Genomic DNA, 20,794 nt, shown 5'->3' with positions numbered 1-20,794 from the left:
ATTTTGAATTTTGAATTTTGAATTTTGAATTAATTCTTCCCATCTATGATTCGTCGCCGTTCTACTCCTTGGATTCATAAATGGTCGCGTCTGATTATCGCCGCGATCGCTCTACTTGGTGCGTTGACTACTGGCTATATCACTGTAGAAAAGTTAACTGGCGGTAGTCCTGCTTGTGTGGCCCAAGCTGGTGTTAAAGGCTGTAATGATGTACTTTCTAGTCCTTGGGCCACAATTTTTGGACAGCCATTAGCTTTGTTTGGGCTGTTGGCTTATACAAGTATGCTGATTTTAGCTTTAGCGCCTGTTGTCTGGAAAGCTGGGGAAAACAACAGCCGCAAACCTCTAGAAAATCTGACGTGGCGATTGCTATTAGTAGGAGCGATCGCTATGTCCGTTTTTAGTGGCTATCTAATGTATTTATTGGCATTTCAAATTAAAGCTGTTTGCCCATATTGCATTGCGTCGGCGTTGTTCTCGCTCAGTCTCCTGGTGGTGACAATTGTCGGTCATGATTGGGAGGACGTTGGGCAAATTCTCTTGACTGCTCTGATTGTTGGTATGGTGACACTGATCGGTACTCTTGGTATCTATGCAGGAGTTAACCAACCAGGCGGACAATCTAGCATACCTCCTGGACAAATATCGGCTTTTGTGCCTCAAACTAATCCAAATCCCGAATTTGGCTGGGAAATTAACACAACTTCTGGAGAAGCTGAAATCGCTTTAGCACGCCATTTAGTGAAAGTAGGTGCTAAAGAATATGTTGCTTATTGGTGTCCTCATTGCCACGAACAAAAGTTACTCTTTGGTAAAGAGGCTTACCAAATAATCGACGATAGTATTAAGACGGAATGCGCTCCTGATAGCCCCAAGGGTAAACCAGAATTGTGTCAAGCTGCGAAAGTAACAAGCTACCCTACTTGGATTATCAATGGTAAAAGCTATAGCGGAGTCCAAAATCTAGCGGAGTTGGCAAAAATTACAGGTTATACAGGCCCAAGCAACTTTAAGTATTTTAAGTAATTGCTGCTAGGGATTTTGCCAGGATCAGAAAATTCCCAATTGAGAGTGTGTCAGTGCGAGAGAACCCAGCAAGATCAAGAAATTATTCGTACTGATGCACTTAACTCATGCTTAGAACTTATCATAATCAGGTTTTGCGTATATTTACTTACCGTCAATACTCGTAATTATTCTTAACTTATCTGAGTGGTTCTTGAATAGACAGTTACACCGATTTTCTTCCGAAAAAGGTGGCAATTAGAAGTTAAGGAAAATATACTTTTGTTATTCACAAACAATATTTAAACCAGTTTGCAATTACGTAAAGCACAAAATCCTAGACTCAAAATCAAGTATGAGACTATTTTGCTGCTAAATTTTGAGAGTTGACTCTAATATGGGAGTCAACAGAGAACAAACAATAGAAGTGCGATATAGATCAGAAATTGTCAGTTATACTTTGGTTCAGATCATGAGTTTTGAGCAATAATTTTCTATAGTTCTTAACAAGATGATCTGGAGGAATGTGACTGAATTTAAAAGATTCTGAGTAGATACGTTGAGTTTGTGATTGATGGTTGATAGCTATTTGATAGCTAGGCAATATTTGTATATCCAGAGAATATTCTCCCAGTGGGTAATGGGAATGAGTAAGCAACTAGGCAAGCGTCTTGTGAAATTAATTTTCGGGCTGAAACAGTCGCTTAGTCGAGGACAAAGAGAATTATTTACTGCCTCTAGCGTCGTGGTTTGTGTTCTATTGTTACGCTCTCTAGGATTACTGCAATCCTTAGAGTTAGCAGCACTAGATCAATTTTTTCACTTCCGTCCCAATGAACCACCTGATGATCGCATTACTATTGTCGCCATAGATGAAGCTGCATTAAGTCAAGGATTTCCGCTTCCAGATAGTGTAGTTGCTCAGTTATTACAAAAATTAAAAGCAAATCAACCTCGTGCTATTGGGTTAGATATTTACCGCAATTTACCAGCTAAGAATGGTTATGGAACTCTAGTAGAGACTTATAAAACCATGCCAAATTTAATTGGCACTCAGCTATTAGGACATAACCAAAATTATCAGGTTCCACCACCACCAGGATTAAAACCTGAGCAAATCGGTTTTAATAACTTACTTTATGATCCTGATGGCAAAGTACGTCGGAGTTTGTTGTATTGGCATACAGGCAAAGAGGCGCACGAAAGCTTTGCCTTAAAACTAGCTTTATTATATTTAAAAACAGAGGGTATTTTCCCAAAAGCAGCTACTAACTCTGAGTATTTGCGTTTGGGTAAAGCAGTTTTTACTCGGTTCCAAGAGAATGATGGCGCTTATGTTAGAGCTGATGCTAAAGGCTATCAAATATTGTCTAATTTTCCTAAACCACGCTACCCAAATTGTGTTGGCGAACCTTGTAGTTTCCGTCAAGTGAGTATGGTAGATGTGCTAGCGAATAAAGTTCCAAAAAGCTGGCTCAAAGATAAAATTGTGTTAATTGGTTCTACAGCACCAAGTCTGCAAGATTACGTTTTCATTCCCTATTCTAGTCGGCTAATGAAAGAAGCAAAGCCTGTAGCAGGTATTGAATTACAAGCTTATTTTATCAGTCAATTAATCTCTGCGGCATTAGAGGGAAGACCTTTATTAAAAGTTTGGTCTGATTTGTGGGAATGTTTATGGATTTTTGCTTGGGCTTATGTGGGTGCAGCGACAACATGGCGTGTCAGAAGACCTTTTCCGAGTGTTTTGACTGTTTTAGTTTCTTGTTTGTTACTGTTCTTCTGTACATATGTGGCTTTTTTCTTGGGGTGGTGGATACCGTTAATTCCATCACTTTTGACTTTTAGTGGTTCAGTAATTTGGATTACTAGTTATCTTGCTCATATGCAGGAAGAACTCAAACGTTCTAAAGAATTTTTGCAGCAGGTAATTGATACGATCGCTGATCCTATTTTTGTGAAAAATGAGCAACATCAGTGGATTGTTTTAAATGAGGCTTACTGTCGATTTATTGGCTATCCTGATAAATTACTTTTAGAAAAATCTGATTTTGATTTTTTTCCTAAACATGAAGCTGAGGTTTTTCGTCAGCAGGATGAGTTGGTGTTCTCAACTCAAAGACCCCAAGAAAATGAGGAAGAATTTACTGATGCTTACGGCAAAACCCATTTGATTGCTACTAAGCGATCGCTCCACAAAGATGTTGCTGGGAATTTCTTTTTAGTTGGGGTAATTCGAGATATTACTCAACGTAAATTAATGGAAGAGGAACTCAAGCGTACGGCGGCTGAATTGTTTCGTTCTAATAATGAATTAAAGCTCAAAGAAGACCATTTACGTTATTTAGCCTATCATGATCCCCTCACGGGTTTACCTAATCGTAAATACTTTGCAGAACAGCTTTATGAATCAATCAACTGGGCTAAAAATAATCATCTCTTACTAGGAATCCTCTTCATTGATCTAGACGGGTTTAAGCAAGTTAATGATACCCTGGGTCATGAGATGGGCGATCGCCTCTTGGTTGTGATTGCCCAACGACTCAGTAACTCTCTCCGTGCTAGTGATACAGTTTCTCGTTTAGGTGGTGACGAATTTACAGTAATTCTGCGGGCAATACCTAATGCTCAAGTAGCTACTAAAATAGCGGAAAAGATTTTAGCCAATATCACTGAGCCAATTGTTTTAAACGGATGTACCACCAGAGTATCTGTCAGTATTGGCATCAGTATTTATCCTGTAAGCAGCGAAGATGCCGATACATTACTCAAACAAGCAGATACTGCGATGTATCGCGCCAAGCATCTTGGTAAAAACCGTTTTGAGTTGGATTAACAACATCCTGTGGGTTTAAGGTTCCCAGCAACGAATAAACAGCAAGTTTTGTGTGGTGGGGTGGGAAATTAGTTACCTTTACTCATGCTCACAGGACTCAATCTTCATCAAGAATTATCCATACTGAGCTTTTATAGGCCAAATTTATAAAAAATCAATATAATAGTAATCCTACTGCCTAAAATTTACTTATTTCTGAGGCTATAAGTTTTTAGGGCAAGAATTTTCTCAGTGTTTTTACATATTTTATAAAAAAGTATGTGAGTGTTTACACTAAAGAATGTTAAAATAATGTTAAAAAAATACAGTAGGGATAATTCTCTTGTGGTAATTAATGAATATACACAATTTTAGATTTAACAATACTTCTACCCTTAGACCGATGCTAGACATCGCGTTAAGGGTATATCTCTTAGTTGTCTAGTATTTTTAGTGAAATTCTGAATGAATTTTTACTAGAGTACCAATTTTGACGACCTCTACAAAAAGTATTTCTCAGTCAAAATAAACAAATTTACCTGAATTCAATTTTTTTTGGAAAAACGTGTTCCATTCTCTGTAGATCAGATAAAACGCCAAATTAAATCAAGATTTAGAATGTGAGCTTAAATTTATGAAAACCAATTTAACGATTTTCAGTGTTTTGATATTTTGCCTCACTGCTAGCCTCATCATCCCCAAGGTGGCTGATGCTACAGGAACTTTTCGCAGGTTGTCCGCTAGTAATTTTGGCAATGAGAATTTACTTGTCAGATCATCTGATGAATACTCACAAGGCTCGCAAGGTACATACGTACCGCCTAACTATGGTGGTCCTGACAGCCAACATGGTAGCGGTACTCGCTGATCATTGCTTTTGCAGGATTGCTATTAACAAGCAAACACTCTAGAAAAGCTATGTGACTACAATGTCAAAAGCTCAGTACTTTTTATGGTTACTAGTCTACGTCACGGCTTTAGTTTTAGTAAAACCAAACATAGGTATTTTTAGTATGTTTTTTGTGTATTGCAATAGAGTATACGGAAATAAAGCACTTAGTAGAATATACTTAAGCAATATTTAAGATTTCAACAAGGAAGATTTGCTCCATTGGTGTTTTTGTACTAGTGTGTGGACTTGCCAAAGTGCATTAGGTTGAGGATAGTCCAATCGGTAGTGTCCACCCCGACTTTCAGTTCTAAAAGCAGCACTCTTAAGAATCAAATCAGCCACATCGAGTAAATTGCCTGTTTCCGCCCATAGCCGTAATTGCTGTTCAGCATCAGGAAAACTAAAGCTAACAGGTTCTTGGGGACGTAGAGATAACAAAAATTGACTCAGAGGCAATTTAGCAAAATCTTGCTGCCAAGATTCTACAGTGGCGATCGCCTCAGCTAAAACTGAATGTTCTCGACAAATCCCGGCACTTTGCCAGACTAAACGCGGTAGCTTTTTTCGTAAAGCAGCTAACTGGTTTTTTTGGCTGTACCATTCACTCGCATCAATGTTAAATTTTCGTAATGGTAATTCGGGAATTTGTACGTGTATGTTCTCATTTGCCAGTTGAATATTAGCCAACTGTGCGCCAAACACAATACATTCCAACAGAGAATTACTGGCTAGGCGGTTCGCACCATGTACTCCCGTACTGGCAGTTTCTCCCACCGCATACAAGCCGGGAATATTGGTTTGATTTTGCAGATCAGTAGCAATTCCCCCCATCCAGTAATGAGCGGCTGGGGCGACAGGGATGGGTTCATGAAAGACATCAATTCCCCAATGCTGACAAACTTTCACAATGTTGGGAAAGCGTTGCTGAATCTTATCGGCGGGAATCGGACGCATATCTAACCACACATGGGCTGTGGCAAGATCAATGGCAGTACTTTGCAGATGGCTAAAAATTGCCCGACTGACAACATCTCTAGGGGCTAATTCCCCAGCTGGATGATAGTCAAAAGCAAAGCGTCGTCCTGTGTCATCAATTAGGTGTGCGCCTTCACCACGTACAGCTTCACTGATGAGAAAACGATCAGCACCAGGTTTAGTCAGGGCTGTAGGGTGAAATTGCACAAATTCTAAGTCTCGCAAAATTGCCCCAGCCCGCCAAGCGATCGCTACTCCATCGCCTGTACTGACTGCGGGGTTGGTAGTTTGGGCAAATACCTGTCCACCACCACCAGTTGCTAGGACTACAGCTTGAGCTTTCACCCAGGTAATTTTACCTTGGTAAAACAGGCTAATCCCTTGACAGCGATTTGTCTCTGGTTCCAGCCACAAACTTAAAGCCAAAGCTTGCTGAATCACTTGGATATTTTGACGACGTAAGACTTGGGCTGTGAGGGTAGTTGTCACTTCTCTACCCGTGGTATCGGCGGCGTGAAGAACACGGTGACGGGAATGGGCTGCTTCCAGGGTTAACGCTAAGGTTTGCCCATGACGATCAAAAGCTACTCCCAAATTCACCAGAGATTGAATACAACTGGGTGCTTTTTGGGCAAGAAATTCTACTGCGGTGATGTCACACAAACCAGCACCTGCATGGAGTGTATCTTCAATGTGTAAAGCCGGAGAATCATCCGGTGCGATCGCTGCGGCTATACCACCTTGCGCCCAATCGCTAGCCGACAAAGCAACTGTTTCTTTGGTGATCAAACCGACTCGTAAAGATTCTGGCAAACACAGCGCTGTATACAGCCCAGCTGCACCAGCACCGACTACTAAAACATCAAATTGGAGAGGAATATCTGTCAAGGTTAGAAATGGGGAGTGGGGACTAGGGACTGGGGACTGGGAACTGGAGAAGAGTTTTCCCAATACCCAATCACCAGTACCCAATCACCAATACCTTTCTTCAATAATAAGACTCCCACCCCCAGAGATTTGGGAGTGGGCTGATTTTCGCTACATTAACTGCAAATTGAGTTATCTGTAGATACCGTTGTTAAAGCGATCGTCTCCTTCATTGAATACAGATTCTAGTTCTGTGACAGTGAAGTTGTCAAAGTTAGCTTGCAAAATTTGCTTTTGGCGATCGCTCAATCCTGGTAGATTCAAGATATCCTCTACCTTGCCGTAAGGAGCATTTTTGATAATTTTTCTAGCCAGAGTTGGGTATAACCCTGGATATTGTTGAAAAGCTCTTACGTTGGTATTATTCAAATCGATTTTTTTACCAAAGTCTGTTGCTAGTTTGGCATCTGCCCGATTCCGGAGTTCAGTTGCTAAAACTGGAACTTGCGGAACAACAAAATTTGAGAAACTAGCAGCTTGGGCAATCTGAGTTGTTCCCAACCATCCCCAGCAGCCTAGTAACAAACTAAATACTGTTAATAAACGCACCAATCCTTTCACGATTTTTCTACCTCTTTCCATCAAACTGAAATAAAAGTTTTAAGCAAACAGCCATCAACAAGTTAAAGTTAATCTTCTATAGCTGCGACTATAGAGTACAGATGTGCCGTAACACGTCTCTAAACTATTAACTCTTGAACAAAAGCTGATGACTTAACCAACACACAGCAGCCATCAGAAACTAATATACAGCTTATTAACGTCCACAATACTTGTACTAGAAAGTAAGGAAATGGATAAGGGGATAACAGGATAGAGGGACAAGGGGATAAGGGGATAGGGGGACAAGGGGACAAGGGGATACAGGGACAAGGAGAAGAACTTTCCCCCCATCTCCCCATCCCCCCACTTTAAGCTGCTAAAGCAGCGAATAAAAATAAACTGTCTACCAATATTGTACTTAAGACTGCACCAGCAAAAGCATACCAGTGCTTCTGTTTTTTACTGAGAGGAATCATGCCTATAGTCAGGAGTGCCAAAGCCAGAAATACTGCCCAGGATTGCCCCCAAGGTGTTTGCACTTGTCTGACTGCGGCTTGTAAAATTGGCGACACACTATCAGGTTCTACCTGCATAATTTGCCGCCAGTAAGGCATTAAATCTACTAAATAAAAATACACATCTGTTAACACTGTGCCGAGTAAAGAACCTAAATAAAACCAATTACCAACTTTGCCCCAATTTCGTGCTAGACACCAACAGGCAAAAGGCAGTCCGATAGACTCTACTGGTAAATGCCATGCAGGTTCCCAACGTAGCCAACCCCAGTAAATTGCACCCGCCAACCAACTCCAGCTAAAACCTAAGAGCAAATCCCCCCACACATATGTTGCGGAACGTGACATTAACTGAAAACTCAGCCACACCCAAAACCCTGTAATCGCTAAACTTAAACTAGGTAGCGATCGCACTAATGGCGCTTCGATAAATACTGGCACTGACACCAGAAACACTGCGGCGGCAAACACTAGCCAAGTTTGTCTGGTGACTACAACAATGGGCAAAGAAGGCGAAGCGTGCAGCGTAGATTCCAACTCCTGAATATTCTTCTGCTCAATTTCACTGGGGTGTAATTCTGTAATATTTGAAGTGGTAGAAGCTGCGTAAGAAACCAATGTATTGTTAATCAAAGTTTTAATAATTGTTACTAAAATTTATATTACTCAAGATAACATATCCGAAAATACCCCTGGGGGGGATTTATATCTTACTACACCAAGAGTGGGGATTGGGGATTGGGGACAAGGGGACAAGGGGACAAGGGGACAAGGGGACAAGGGGACAAGGGGACAAGGGGACAAGGAGAGAATAACTCTTGCCTATTCCCTATTACCTATTACCTGTTACCTGTTACCTGTTACCTGTTACCTGTTACCTATTACCTATTACCCATTACCCATTACCTATTGACTAATGACTAATGACTATGGACTATTGACTATGGACTAATGACTATTGTGTTATTTTCCTGGAAGCTTATCTTGATAGCTGTTTGTTTATTTAATTGTCATTACAGCGATCGCATTTAAACTAATGGCTTTATTGAAACGTCAATGGCTCGTGCTGGTTAGTGCAGTATCTGCGGCTTTGTCCGTGGTGGTATTTCCCTTAGAAATTGTCAGCGCCCAACCTAGTCCAGTAGGTAGCGGGGTGCAGCAGATGAATATCTTACAAGCGATTGTTTTGGGTTTTGTCCAAGGAATCACCGAGTTTTTGCCCATCAGTAGCACAGCTCATCTGAAAGTTGTACCTGTAGCGTTGGGTTGGGGTGATCCGGGGGTAGCGTTCACAGCTATTATTCAGTTGGGTAGTATTGCCGCCGTGCTGTGGTATTTTTGGGGTGATTTAGCCAGAATCGTCAAAGGAGCGACGAGAGCGATCGCTCACAAAGATTATGATGATTATGATTTGCGCCTATTGTTGGGGATTCTTTTAGGAACTTTACCAATTATCTTTTTTGGGTTGTTGATTAAAAAATTTATTCCTGACTATGATAATTCCCCCATCAGAAGTTTAGGTGCGATCGCTATTGCTTCGATAGTGATGTCGCTGTTGTTGGGGTTAGCGGAAAAACTTGGCAAACGGGAACGAGATTTTGAACATTTGACAATGCAGGATGGGTTATTGATGGGTTTAACTCAATCACTAGCCTTAATTCCTGGTGTCTCCCGTTCCGGTTCCACCCTCACCGGCGGGTTATTCATGGGCTTACAACGGGAAACAGCCGCTAGATTTTCCTTTTTATTGGGGATTCCGGCGATTACCTTGGCTGGGTTAGTCGAGTTAAAGGATGTTGTCAGTACAGGTTTAGGAGATGGTGCGCTAATTCCCCTAGTTGTGGGAGTCATTTCTGCTGCTATTTTTTCATACATAGCGATCGCGGGATTGTTACGCTTCCTGAAAACTCAAAGTACTTGGGTATTTATTTGGTATCGGCTAGCATTTGGTATTGCCATTTTAGGTGCAATTAGCGCCGGACTGTTGAACAATAGTTGAACCGTCGTCAAAAATTTAGCAGTCAGTAGGAATTAATACTGACTGCTGAGATTGCAACAAATATTGAGAAGTTCTTAGGCTAAGAGAATGTTTGAAAAGTATGAGGCGAATATAATTCGCTAATACACAAGCAAAGTATGCTTACGCAGACTCATGAAAGCTCAATTATTTTCAACTCACGTAGGTGGGTTTTGTTTGTTTAGCTGCGACTTCTAGTCGCCAAGGTACTGGCATTTTCAAGCCAAATCCCATATTTCAGTATTAACAACTAGAAGTAGAGGTACAATCAGGGTTGCAGCTGCTTTTGTTAGAAGATAATTTATGTAAAAACACTTATAGAAAATAAAACTCTGATGAATCTAGCTTTGCTCAAGGTTGAGAAACTGTAACAATAATAAGTGGAGTATCAATTCCTGATTTTCAGTAGTCATTAGTTTCTAGTCGTTCCGTTGACTATACACTTTTGACCGTTGACTTTTGACTATGGACTCATGACTAATATTCGTCCGGCTAAAATCACTAAGGTAATACCAGACTCCATTGCAGCTGAGATTGGTTTTGAAGTGGGGGATGCGATCGCTGCGATCAATGGCACACGTCCCCGTGATTTAATTGATTATAAGTTTCTCTGCTCAGACGAATTTCTGGAGTTGGAAGTTTTGGATGCGTCTGGCAAAACTCATTATATTGAAATTGAAAAAGACTACGATGAAGACCTGGGTCTAGAGTTTGCAACGGCTTTGTTTGATGGTTTAATTCAATGTAATAACCGTTGTCCGTTTTGCTTTATCGACCAACAACCCCCAGGTAAGCGTTCTAGTCTGTATTTAAAAGATGACGATTATCGTCTCAGTTTTTTGTATGGTTCTTATTTAACTCTGACTAATTTACCAGAGAGGGAATGGCAACGGATTGAACAGATGCGCTTGTCTCCTTTGTATGTGTCAGTTCATGCAACGGAAGCGGATGTCAGAATTAGATTGCTGAAAAATCCCCGCGCAGGACAAATATTAGAGCAACTGCGGTGGTTTCAGGAAAGACGGCTGCAAATCCATGCTCAAGTTGTGGTGTGTCCTGGTATAAATGATGGCAAACATTTGGAACAAACACTACGGGATTTAACGTCTTTTCATACCGGGGATGTGCCTACCGTTGCTTCAGTCGCTGTTGTACCAGTCGGTTTAACCCGATTTCGTCCTGAAGAAGACGAACTTGTACCAGTGACTAGAGAAAAAGCCCAAGAAGTGATTGCTCAAGTGCAGTTACTCACAAAAGAATTTCGGCAAAAATTTAGTTCTAATGTTGCTTGGTTAGCTGATGAGTGGTTTTTGATTGCTGGGGAGGATTTACCCAGTGAGGCTGAGTATGAAGAATATCCGCAAATCGATAACGGTGTCGGTTCGATTCGCTTATTTCTCAAGCAATTTGCCCAGACGGCGACAGAATTATTACCAGCAAAAATTGACAAACCTAAAAAGTTAACTTGGGTGGTGGGTAATGCTGTGGAAAAAGCATTTCAACCAATAGTTAAAAGGTTAAATACTGTGGCAGGTTTGGAAGTAAAAATGCAAGCTTTAGCTAGTGATTATTGGGGTCAAGCTATTAGTGTCACCGGATTAATTACAGGTCATGATTTACTGTTAAATTTACAAGGACAAGATTTAGGTGAAGGAATTTTACTCCCTAATGTCATGCTTAAACATGGGGAACTAGTATTTTTAGATGACATGAGTGTGGCAGAAGTGGCGCAGAAATTACATACAAAAATCCTACCTGTGGCAGGGGTTGAGGAACTGATCAATACTTGCATTACTGATAGTGTTAGCGTTTAGTTTTTAAATATCAGTTCTTTCGCGGAGGTAAATTATTATTAATTTACTTCATAAATAATAGGTAATAGTCAATTAATAGTGAGGGTGATAGTGAAGAATCAGGGAAAAGACCATAAAAAAAAGCTAAATTTGCCAAGCAAAAAAACCAGATTCTTCATTTTTACTGTGCAATTAATCTTGCTGAATTGTGTTGATATTTTGACAGCAAAAGCGGCAAATGCAGCACCGGTTTTAACTGTGGTGCAAAGTCAAGAAAATACTCAACATTGGTCAGGAATTACCAAACGGTTGCAAACAATTGGGGTGGAATATTGTGTGGTTCCTTTATCTACTGTCAAGAGTGCAGCAGATTGGGGCGATCGCCGGATATTATTCTTACCAAATATTGAAACCATTACACCAGCTCAGGCGATCGCTTTAGAAGAGTGGGCGAGTAAAGGCGGTAGTTTGATTGCTAGCGGTGCTGTCGGTAGTCTCTCAGCCCCAGGAGTCCGTCAGTTATTAAAATCGCTCTTGGGTAGTTATTGGGGTTTCAGTCTGAATGATAGTCAACAAATCAAACCCCCAAAAACTTCCACTGGGGTAAATAATAGTGAATTATTTGGTAATTTACGGGGTGGTGTGTTAATCCCCAATGATAGTTCTAGTCAAGCTATAGCTGTGTGGGATTCTAAAGATAATCCTGCGGCTGTGGTGTTAACTGAACGTTCCACTTTTTTGGGCTGGCGCTGGGGAACGGATGTTGCTTCGACAGCAGAATTAGATACTGCTTGGCTAAAAACAACCTTGACTCGTTACACCTCAACCAATGACACTAAAAAAATCCCTGGGGGTTCGCCAAATTGCTCTACATCGGTGGCGAACGTTCCAGAACAGAGAAGTAGAGAGCAGGGGAGCAGGGGAGCAGGGGAGCAGGGGAGAGGGAATAATTCTGTAGTGAGTAAGCCGATTCCCAAGACGGCGATTAATAACCAAGAAGCTATTGACCAACTAGAACAGACAGTACGATGGGATATTGCGCCTAACTCTAATGTACCAATTGGTAGTGGGGAGGCGATCGCTCTCCAACAAGAACTGGAAAATTTGATTAGTCGAGTAGAAAACGCCTACATAGCAGCGTCAGTCAATTCTACCAATCCCAACGAGCCTCAGTCTCTCAAGGCAGAACCAGTCCGACACACTACCAGACTCCCCAACAGAGAACAAGTTATGACACAGGCGAGGATGGTGGCTAAGAATATCCCCCAATTAGTTGCCAGTAAAAATTATGCCTTAGCTCGTCAACAATGGCTCACCACCAAAACAAATTTATGGCGACAGTTTCCTACAGATAGAAGATTAGCACCCGCAGAAATCCGGGCTGTCTGGTTGGATAGGGGAACAATTGTGCGTGCTGGTAGTGAACAAGAACTGGCTAAAATTTTTGATAGATTAGCGCAAGCAGGAATTAACACTGTCTTTTTTGAAACAATCAATGCCGGTTACACCATTTATCCCAGCCAAGTTGCACCCCAGCAAAACCCCCTCATTCGCAATTGGAATCCTCTTGCCTCTGGTGTAAAGCTAGCCCATGAACGCGGGATGGAGTTGCACGCTTGGGTGTGGACGTTTGCAGCCGGCAATCAGCGTCACAATGAATTGCTCAATCTTCCCCTAGATTATCCAGGGCCGGTACTTGCAGCTCATCCTGATTGGGCAAACTATGATAACCAGGGTAAAAAAATTCCTTCTGGTCAAACTAAACCATTTTTCGACCCCGCTAATCCCGAACTGCGGCAATATTTACTCAAGCTGTATGAGGAAATTGTCACTCAATACGATGTAGACGGTTTACAGCTAGACTATATCCGCTATCCTTTCCAAGATCCTCGTGCTGGCAGAACTTACGGATATGGACAAGCTGCAAGAATGCAGTTCCAGCAAACAACAGGTGTAGACCCAGTTAATATTACTCCCTCGCAAACAGAACTGTGGCGACAGTGGACAGAATTTCGCACCCAGCAAGTTGATAGCTTTGTCGCGCAAGTTGCCCAGATGTTGCAGCAAAAGCGCCAGAACTTGATTTTGTCGGTGGCTGTATTCCCTTTACCAGAACAAGAACGTATCCAAAAAATTCAACAGCATTGGGAGGTATGGGCAAGACAGGGAGATGTCGATTTAATCATTCCCATGACTTATGCTCAAGATACTGTGCGTTTTCAAAGTCTGGCTAGACCTTGGATAGGTTCTACTCAATTGGGTTCTAGTTTATTAATTCCCGGAATTCGCTTACTTTCCTTACCCACATTAGGTGCATTCGACCAACTGCAATTGATTCGAGATTTACCTGTGACTGGCTATGCGCTTTTTGCCGCCGAAAATTTGAATAACGAGTTACAAAGACTCTTTAGCAATACTCAAGGCAAGGGACAGTCAACTTTGAGTGAACCACTTCCTTATCGTCAACCTTTTCAAACAGCTGCAACTCGCTACGCTGGATTAAAACGAGAATGGCAATTGCTTTTACGCCATGAAAAACAGCAAGTTTCCTCTGCAACTATCCCAGATTTTGATGCTCAAGTAGAAGTAGTTCAAAATGCTTTAAATCAACTAGCTACTTCACCATCTGCAACTAAGTTATTGACAGCCAGAGCTACATTAACACGTTTCCAATCTTTATTTAGAGTTTGGATGCGTCAGCAAAACATCGATAATAACTATCAAGTCAATGCTTGGGAAAATCGGTTGACAACCATAGAAAGGCTATTACGTTATGGCGAACGCCAGCTAGAGTTAGGTGCTAAAAATCTCTAAATTGGTTATCTTCTAACTAGCACATTTTGGAAGCCTTATATGGCAAAGCTTTTAGCCCTCCTTTGAAAAATGTGCTAGTTTCATTTGTTGCTAGTGGCGTAGTCCCCTAGTTGGAGGCTCATATCTTGCACCAGGCGACTAGAAGTCGCGGCTACACAGACAAAACCCGCCTACGCGGGTTAAAAGCTTGATTTTACATTAGTATTTCTCCTCTGCTCCCTCGCTCCCCTGCCTGCCTAAATGTATCAACCTTAAAGTGATACCATTTCACGTTAATCATGATACACATGAATTATGTAGAGACGTTGCATTGCAACGTCTCTACTGTTTCACATTTAAAGGAAATTGGTATGAAACGGTATGAGTTATGGAGCAATAATACCAATTTGAATAAAGAATGCGACAGATACACATACCCAAAACCTTGTCCAGCCTGGATTCTTAATTTTGCGGAAAGTTGCGTGCGGAGAGAACTTGCGTGCGGAGAGAACTTGCGTGCGGAGAGAACTTGCGTGCGGGGGTTTCCCCCGTTGAGCAAAGTTCGGGGGGTTTCCCCCGTTGAGCAAAGTTCGGGGGGTTTCCCCCGCCCGGCAAACTTTCCAAGACGAATTTTGTTAGCGCAGCGTTAGCGAGTCCGCGATAGCGCAGCGTTAGCGACGCAGGAGCGTCGCGTCATTTTGAATTTTGAATTGGTATAAGGTGTCAGGCTAAAAAACAAAAAGGCTGCTTTTAGCAGCCTCAAAATTGATTAAAAGATTTTGTTATTCAATTAACTAGATTTCTTTACTCTGGATTTTTGCTTTCTCCGTCGCCGTTCGGTGGTTGCAACTGCGTGATCTACTGGATAACCAGCTACAGGAATTACTTGATATTTGCGCTCTTCTTCTAACTTTTTCAGTTCGCTGTAATCTACCCAATGAATACAATCAACAGGACAAGTGTCGATCGCTTCTTGTACAAGTTCTTCTGCGTCCCCATCTTGGCGAATTACGCGCGATCGCCCGTAGTCTGGCTCAATGTAGAATGTATTACGCGCCACGTGAGCGCAATGCTTGCAACCAATACAGGTAATTTCATCAACATAAACACCTTTTTGTCGCAACATCCCACCCAATTCTGGTTCAAAACCAGAACGTTCTGGAGCATCTCGTAAAAAACTCCCTAGTTCTGGTTCCAAACCGGAACGATGATCTGCTTGTTCTTCCGGCGACGGTAGAAAATCAGCCATTAAGCACTCCAGCGCTGTACAACTAGGCGAATGGAACCATCTGCATTTTTTTGTTGTTCAGCTACTTGAAAACCGACACGAGCAGTTTCTTTCACAACTGTCTGATAAGCATAACGTTGGGTAACTTGGCGCAAGAAACCATCCACTGATAAATCTTGTTGCCAGTATTGCAAGTCAGCCACTAATTCGTATTCTTTGCCATTCCATCTAAAACCGATATCATAGCCATTTTCCTGTTCAATGGCGATTTCTGCCGGATGGGTTTGACCACGATAGCCCCGGACTTCTTGTGGGCCGGGTTTCCAGTCTATGCCCAAATCACTGAGGGCATCTTGTAAAGATTCGAGGTTACGGATCTGAGTCTTAATTTGGCTAAAGTGTGACATGGTGGTTGTGAATCAACGACAATAAACTATTGGGAAAACTTACCAATCACTGTAGGTGGTTTGCGTATTTGCCGCACTAGATTGCTGTACCTGGGTGGCGAAAAATTCCGAGGTTGGCTCCTGGGTCAGTACTAGTCCTAGCTGTGCTTCTATGGCTGCTGTAACCTCAGCACAAGAAGCTCCCACAATGCCAGTGACTTTTTCTTGTACCCGACCGTCTGGATAGATAATGAACTCTAGTGTTTCCATGCTTTTAGCCAACCACGATAGTACGCTTGATTTGTACTGCCCTAGCAGCAGGTTGTATGAATGGCTCTAGGAACATTGTTACTTAGACACAAACTTGCCATTTTTTAACTAATGTTCCATCTCTCAAAATAAATATCTCAGAAAGTTTACAAAATTTATTATTCTTATAAGTCTACACATCTGTCATTAGTTAGTTTCTCTTAACCTAATCTATAAGTCAAGCTAAAAGTTGAGGTTGTAACTTAAATTGTCAAAGCCTCAAAAAGCTTTACTAGCGGTAGTATAGCTAGTCTAGTGTGGAATAAAATCATGAAAATTATTGAAAAATTTTATCATTATTATTACCTTTGACCGATTTTGTCGGCAAAGGGGAATCTGTGTGATTAATTCCGTCTAATTACTGACAGAGATAGCAATGATGTATCTCACTTCGCATTGTGATCTAGAACACTTACTTAACGGTCTTGCCGATGTATCCTTTTTCTACACTAATACAGCAGAAATACATATAAGAACAAACTCTAACCCCTAAACACTCCAAATAGAGAAGAAAAAATATTTATGGTTGCGCTATTTCACGTTCAAGTTGGCACATTACAAGACGATAGCCTTACTGGTAGTGACCACTCAGACTACATTTTTGGTTTGGGTGGTAATGACACTCTTAATGGCTTGGGTGGTAGTGATTCACTGTTTGGTGGCGACGGTGACGATATTATTGATGGCGGTGACGGTAATGACTGGTTGTTTGGTGAGAACGGTAACGATACCGTACTAGGTGGTAATGGAAATGATTACCTTGATGGCGGTGCAGGTGATGATACACTCGACGGTTGTGCAGGTAGCGATCGCTTCTTAGGTAGTGTCGGATCTGACCGCTTGATTGGCGGTACTGGTAGAGATATTGCTGACTATCGCTTTTTTGGTCAAGGCATTACCTTACGATTTGAATTCGACTTTCTCCCCAACCCATCTCCACCTGTGTTTCAGGCAAAGTCTGCCCTAAGGGTAATCAAAAATGGTGGTAGTGGTGTGCTGCCTATTCCTGTCCCTGCTTCTGGCCCTAAAGACACTTTAGAATCAGTGGAAACTATTATTGGTGCTGTAGGTAAAACTAACACCATTGATTTTGCTTTCAAAAATGGTGGAGTTAATCGCGGTGCGTTTATTCCCGCAGTTGCAGCTCCAGCCATTCACTTAGATTTAGCTGCACAAAAACTCACATACGACACAACTACTCTGAGTGTGCAGAACTTCAGTAATGCGATCGGCTCTCAAAACAACGATACCCTCCTGGGAGATAACAAAGCCAATGTTTTAGACGGGATGACAGGCACTAATGTGCTGAATGGTCGAGGTGGTGACGATAATCTCAAAACTTTTGAGAATGATATCCTCACAGGGGGTAGCGGTGCAGACCAATTTACCTTGAAAGCTAGCGGGAAAGTGATATCTGGGCGCACAGGTGTAAGCTTTCAAAGGATTAGTGCCAGTACTATTACTGATTTCACACCAGGAGTAGACACTCTCGTTATTGATAATGCTGGTAGCATTGGAGGAATTCCCGCAGGTTCAGAATCAACCCTAGACTACTTTGGATTTTCTGGCTATGGCAACTTCACAGTAGCAGATGGGCAATTAGCACCGGAGCGTTTTTTGGTGTTAGGTAGTGGTAGCATTACTAGTGAAACGCTGTTTATCTACGATGGCACAAATGGTGACTTATTCTATTTAGGTGCTTATCCTGGTTTTGGCTCGCAAGTGAAAGTAGCCACCCTCCAGGGCGCACCCACACTCACAGCTAATGATATTCTGGTAGTCTAAGTTCTCAGACAAGGCAAAGTATGGATTTGCACCTCAATGGCAAAGTAGCTCTGGTGATAGCTGCCAGTAAAGGATTAGGCAAAGCTACAGCATGGCAATTTGCCCGTGAGGGTGCAAGGGTCGCCATCTCTGCGCGGAGTGAGTTAATTAATCAAGCTGCGGCAGAGATTACCAGCCAAACTGGACAGGAGGTCCTGGCTATGCGTGCGGATGTTACCCAGCCAGCCGACATCGAACGAGTTATTGACACCACTGTCGAAAAATTTGGTGGGCTAGATATCTTAGTGACTAATGCCGGCGGGCCACCAGCAGGCACTTTTGATGATACAGATATCACAACTTGGGAAGCAGCCGTTAACTTAACATTGCTGAGTACAGTCCGTTTGATTAAGTATGCTTTACCCCACCTGCGCCAATCAACCGCACCAGCAATTCTGACTATTACTTCCAACTCGACTAAACAACCAGTCAAGAATCTGGTGTTGTCTAATTCGATTCGATTAGCCGTGATTGGTTTAACAAAAACCCTCTCTCAAGAGTTGGGTAAAGAGCAAATTCGTGTCAACAGTATCTTACCCGGTTGGACATATACAGAGAGGGTGGAAGAATTAATTAATGCTCGAATTGCTAAAAGTGGTGAAACAAAAGAAGCAGAAATTACTAGTATTAATACGGCTATTCCTTTAGGAAGGATGGGAAAACCAGAAGAATTTGCCAATGTGGCTGTCTTTTTGTGTTCACCTGCGGCATCGTTTGTGAATGGTGTGATGCTACAGGTAGATGGGGGATTGAATGCTGGAACGTTTTAACAGTGAACAGTTATCAGTGAACAGTTATCAGTCAAGATAATTGAATCAGCGTTAACTGATAACTGATAACTGATTTAAATCCCCCACCATACGCTGTGATAACTGTTTACTGTTCACTGTTCACTGTTTTAAGGTAGGGTTGGTTCGGAAATACTCAGAGTGTTTTTAGGAGTTTCTCCCGGTGCTACAGATGGTGCTATTTCTGTAGGTGAGTTTTCTGTGATTTCACTATTGACACTGGAAGGACGTAAGGCTGTTAGGGCAGTCTTAATGACGACTGCTGTGGGAACAGCCACAATTACGCCCAATAGCCCGCCAATTCTGGCTCCTGTGAGGACGGAGATTAAAATCCAGACGGGATTTAAGCCTGTGAAATTGCCCAAGATGCGAGGAGCAATCAAGTTTTCCAGAATTTGTTGGACAATGACTGCGGCAATCAATACTCTTACACCCATAGAGAAATCTTGCAGCGCCACCAGTGAGGTAGTCAGAGCAATACCGACGGAACCGCCAAATGGGACAAGCGCCATGATCCCAATAGTCAGACCAAATAATAGGCCAAATGGTACTTTTAACCACAAAAATGCGGGTATCAGGGCTGATGCCATGCAAGTAGATAAAATTAGCTGGGTGATGAAGAAATTTTGAAAGCTCAGACGTACTGTTTGAGAGAAAGGGGCGCGAAATTTGGTGGGTAGCCAATCTACGAGACTTTCCCAGAGTTCATCACCATGTTGTAACAGGTAGAAAGTTAACACCATTGTCAAGAGAAAATCTAGCAAGCTAGTGAAAGTCACGACAGCTAGATTTAAAACTTGTCCGGCGATCGCTTGTAGTTGTCCTTTGACGCGATCGTTGATTTGCACTACCAAAGCATCGAGGTTAATGGGTAAGCCAAAAACTTCGGCTTTCTCATTTAACATCATTAGTTGGGAGCGTCCAGAATCAATTAGTTCGGGAATACGGGCTACCAGTTGTTGAGCTTGGGTCAGCGCCAGGGGAAACAGCGTGACACCTAAAGCCAACAAAATCGATAAAGCCAGTAAAAAGACTAAAATAGCAACTTGCTCTCTTCTTGCGCCGTGTCGCTCCATCCAGCTTACCGGGTAGTTGAGCAAAAATGCTAAAACAGAAGCTCCGACTAAAATGACTATTAAGGAGTGGAAGTAATTAAAAATTGCGGAAATTGCCCAACCATTGAGAACAAGCAAAGGGGCGAATAGAGCGATCGCCCCAATTCTCGCTATTGGCGTTAGTGTCTGCCACCAGTTGAGTAGCTTGAGTGTCTGCATCTTGAGCCGATTGCGGAATAGAACTAAAACATTCTGAATCTATAGATTATTATCTCTAACTACATTACCGTCATTCATCCCTCTAGCTTAGGATTCGCTAAAAGTACTATGGAAAATTTTCAATCTGGGGAATTGGGGACTGGGGAACTGGGGACTGTGGACTGGGAAGGAAATTCCAGTATTCCTAAAACTCAATTGATTTTATACTTGATGCCGATTGTGGGTTTTTTCCCATCTCTATGGACGTTGTATCGTCGCCAAGGGAGCCGGGAACAACTAGCTGTTAGTCGTCTGTCTATTACTTTGGCGTTTATCTGGTTGTTAGGGTATATATTACTAGCCACTGGAGCAGCAACTTCAGAATTTTTTACACTCCGGTTACTAATTCTCAATGGCTTCTTTACATCTGGTTACTTTTTGGTAAATATTTGGTTGGTTTGGCGATTGATGCAAGGTAAGTCTGTGCGTTTACCAGGGTTTAGCCGCTTGGCGGAACGGGCATTAAGCAAGCATTAACGAAGTCGGAAGTACAGTTTTGTCACTGAGAGTCCAGAGGTTGTAGGGGCGGGTTCACAAATATGCTTCAATCATTCACGAATATCTCATGAACCCGCCCCTACCGTTTGGTGAGAAATGCTTTGACAGTATTTCTACTTGACCACCAATAAATTACAGATAATTTTCCCAATAGGCCTAGTCAAACTGAACTT

The 20,794-nt window shown here is 42.1% G+C and carries 16 protein-coding genes; 9 read left to right on the top strand and 7 right to left on the bottom strand.

The window, feature by feature from the left end:
• Positions 1–45 precede the first annotated feature (45 nt).
• From FD725_RS02830 to FD725_RS02820, 3 genes are all read left to right on the top strand, one after another.
• Positions 46–1,026 carry a vitamin K epoxide reductase family protein gene (locus tag FD725_RS02830; protein ID WP_179046722.1) on the top strand — a complete coding sequence of 327 codons (981 nt, stop codon included), beginning with the start codon at positions 46–48 and terminating at the stop codon, positions 1,024–1,026.
• Positions 1,027–1,651: 625 nt separating this feature from the next.
• Positions 1,652–3,841, top strand: coding sequence for a CHASE2 domain-containing protein (locus FD725_RS02825; RefSeq protein WP_179046721.1), 2,190 nt, complete (start codon positions 1,652–1,654; stop codon positions 3,839–3,841).
• A gap of 613 nt (positions 3,842–4,454) precedes the next feature.
• Positions 4,455–4,688: a hypothetical protein gene (locus tag FD725_RS02820; protein ID WP_179046720.1), complete on the top strand. Its 234-nt coding sequence runs from the start codon at positions 4,455–4,457 to the stop codon at positions 4,686–4,688.
• A 213-nt stretch (positions 4,689–4,901) separates the two neighbouring features.
• On the opposite strand, the gene nadB is transcribed toward FD725_RS02820, so the two are convergent.
• From nadB to FD725_RS02805, 3 genes are all read right to left on the bottom strand, one after another.
• Positions 4,902–6,575 carry an L-aspartate oxidase gene (gene nadB / locus FD725_RS02815; protein WP_372726717.1) on the bottom strand — a complete coding sequence of 558 codons (1,674 nt, stop codon included), beginning with the start codon at positions 6,573–6,575 and terminating at the stop codon, positions 4,902–4,904.
• 171 nt (positions 6,576–6,746) lie between these two features.
• A complete protein-coding gene (gene psbU, locus FD725_RS02810) occupies positions 6,747–7,175 on the bottom strand; it encodes a photosystem II complex extrinsic protein PsbU (RefSeq protein WP_179046719.1) in 429 nt (142 codons plus the stop codon).
• 350 nt (positions 7,176–7,525) lie between these two features.
• Positions 7,526–8,305: a DUF3120 domain-containing protein gene (locus tag FD725_RS02805; protein WP_179046718.1), complete on the bottom strand. Its 780-nt coding sequence runs from the start codon at positions 8,303–8,305 to the stop codon at positions 7,526–7,528.
• A 403-nt stretch (positions 8,306–8,708) separates the two neighbouring features.
• Here FD725_RS02805 and FD725_RS02800 point away from each other — a divergent pair, with 403 nt between their 5' ends.
• The 3 genes from FD725_RS02800 (at position 8,709) to FD725_RS02790 (ending at position 14,296) form a co-directional block, all read left to right on the top strand.
• A complete protein-coding gene (locus FD725_RS02800) occupies positions 8,709–9,671 on the top strand; it encodes an undecaprenyl-diphosphate phosphatase (protein WP_179046717.1) in 963 nt (320 codons plus the stop codon).
• A gap of 491 nt (positions 9,672–10,162) precedes the next feature.
• Positions 10,163–11,503, top strand: coding sequence for a TIGR03279 family radical SAM protein (locus FD725_RS02795; protein ID WP_179046716.1), 1,341 nt, complete (start codon positions 10,163–10,165; stop codon positions 11,501–11,503).
• Positions 11,504–11,593: 90 nt separating this feature from the next.
• Entirely contained in the window at positions 11,594–14,296 is a 2,703-nt protein-coding gene (locus FD725_RS02790) for a glycoside hydrolase family 10 protein (RefSeq protein WP_179046715.1), read from the top strand.
• Positions 14,297–15,065: 769 nt separating this feature from the next.
• Here the strand turns inward: FD725_RS02790 and FD725_RS02785 are convergent.
• The 3 genes from FD725_RS02785 to FD725_RS02775 are packed head-to-tail and all read right to left on the bottom strand — an operon-like array spanning position 15,066 to position 16,159.
• Positions 15,066–15,524 carry a ferredoxin gene (locus FD725_RS02785; RefSeq protein WP_179046714.1) on the bottom strand — a complete coding sequence of 153 codons (459 nt, stop codon included), beginning with the start codon at positions 15,522–15,524 and terminating at the stop codon, positions 15,066–15,068.
• Positions 15,524–15,910, bottom strand: a complete 387-nt coding sequence (locus tag FD725_RS02780) for a DUF1257 domain-containing protein (RefSeq protein ID WP_179046713.1) — start codon at positions 15,908–15,910, stop codon at positions 15,524–15,526. Before FD725_RS02780 ends, FD725_RS02785 begins: the two co-directional genes overlap by 1 nt.
• Positions 15,911–15,949: 39 nt before the next feature.
• Positions 15,950–16,159: a DUF2997 domain-containing protein gene (locus tag FD725_RS02775; protein WP_179046712.1), complete on the bottom strand. Its 210-nt coding sequence runs from the start codon at positions 16,157–16,159 to the stop codon at positions 15,950–15,952.
• Between the two features lie 561 nt (positions 16,160–16,720).
• Between FD725_RS02775 and FD725_RS02770 the strand changes: the two genes are divergently transcribed.
• Together FD725_RS02770 and FD725_RS02765 are read left to right on the top strand one after the other, a co-directional pair.
• Positions 16,721–17,983: a calcium-binding protein gene (locus FD725_RS02770; protein ID WP_179046711.1), complete on the top strand. Its 1,263-nt coding sequence runs from the start codon at positions 16,721–16,723 to the stop codon at positions 17,981–17,983.
• Positions 17,984–18,003: 20 nt separating this feature from the next.
• Complete coding sequence (locus tag FD725_RS02765; RefSeq protein WP_179046710.1) at positions 18,004–18,792, top strand: SDR family oxidoreductase; 789 nt, start codon at positions 18,004–18,006, stop codon at positions 18,790–18,792.
• 128 nt (positions 18,793–18,920) lie between these two features.
• Here FD725_RS02765 and FD725_RS02760 read toward each other — a convergent pair whose 3' ends face one another.
• Positions 18,921–20,084, bottom strand: coding sequence for an AI-2E family transporter (locus tag FD725_RS02760; protein ID WP_179046709.1), 1,164 nt, complete (start codon positions 20,082–20,084; stop codon positions 18,921–18,923).
• 108 nt (positions 20,085–20,192) lie between these two features.
• Here FD725_RS02760 and FD725_RS02755 point away from each other — a divergent pair, with 108 nt between their 5' ends.
• Entirely contained in the window at positions 20,193–20,600 is a 408-nt protein-coding gene (locus tag FD725_RS02755) for a hypothetical protein (protein WP_372726703.1), read from the top strand.
• Positions 20,601–20,794: the final 194 nt, after the last annotated feature.

It is taken from the genome of Nostoc sp. TCL26-01 (genome assembly GCF_013393945.1).
Classification (GTDB): domain Bacteria; phylum Cyanobacteriota; class Cyanobacteriia; order Cyanobacteriales; family Nostocaceae; genus Trichormus.
This window is presented reverse-complemented; position numbering and strand designations above follow the sequence as displayed.

Coding starts and splice junctions, on each gene's coding strand:
- FD725_RS02785 (WP_179046714.1), bottom strand. CDS start 15,524: ATGGCTGATTTTCTACCGTCGCCGGAAGAACAAGCAGATCATCGTTCC.
- FD725_RS02760 (WP_179046709.1), bottom strand. CDS start 20,084: ATGCAGACACTCAAGCTACTCAACTGGTGGCAGACACTAACGCCAATA.
- FD725_RS02770 (WP_179046711.1), top strand. CDS start 16,721: ATGGTTGCGCTATTTCACGTTCAAGTTGGCACATTACAAGACGATAGC.
- FD725_RS02795 (WP_179046716.1), top strand. CDS start 10,163: ATGACTAATATTCGTCCGGCTAAAATCACTAAGGTAATACCAGACTCC.
- FD725_RS02820 (WP_179046720.1), top strand. CDS start 4,455: ATGAAAACCAATTTAACGATTTTCAGTGTTTTGATATTTTGCCTCACT.
- FD725_RS02825 (WP_179046721.1), top strand. CDS start 1,652: ATGAGTAAGCAACTAGGCAAGCGTCTTGTGAAATTAATTTTCGGGCTG.
- FD725_RS02765 (WP_179046710.1), top strand. CDS start 18,004: ATGGATTTGCACCTCAATGGCAAAGTAGCTCTGGTGATAGCTGCCAGT.
- FD725_RS02780 (WP_179046713.1), bottom strand. CDS start 15,910: ATGTCACACTTTAGCCAAATTAAGACTCAGATCCGTAACCTCGAATCT.
- FD725_RS02775 (WP_179046712.1), bottom strand. CDS start 16,159: ATGGAAACACTAGAGTTCATTATCTATCCAGACGGTCGGGTACAAGAA.
- FD725_RS02800 (WP_179046717.1), top strand. CDS start 8,709: ATGGCTTTATTGAAACGTCAATGGCTCGTGCTGGTTAGTGCAGTATCT.
- FD725_RS02830 (WP_179046722.1), top strand. CDS start 46: ATGATTCGTCGCCGTTCTACTCCTTGGATTCATAAATGGTCGCGTCTG.
- FD725_RS02755 (WP_372726703.1), top strand. CDS start 20,193: ATGGAAAATTTTCAATCTGGGGAATTGGGGACTGGGGAACTGGGGACT.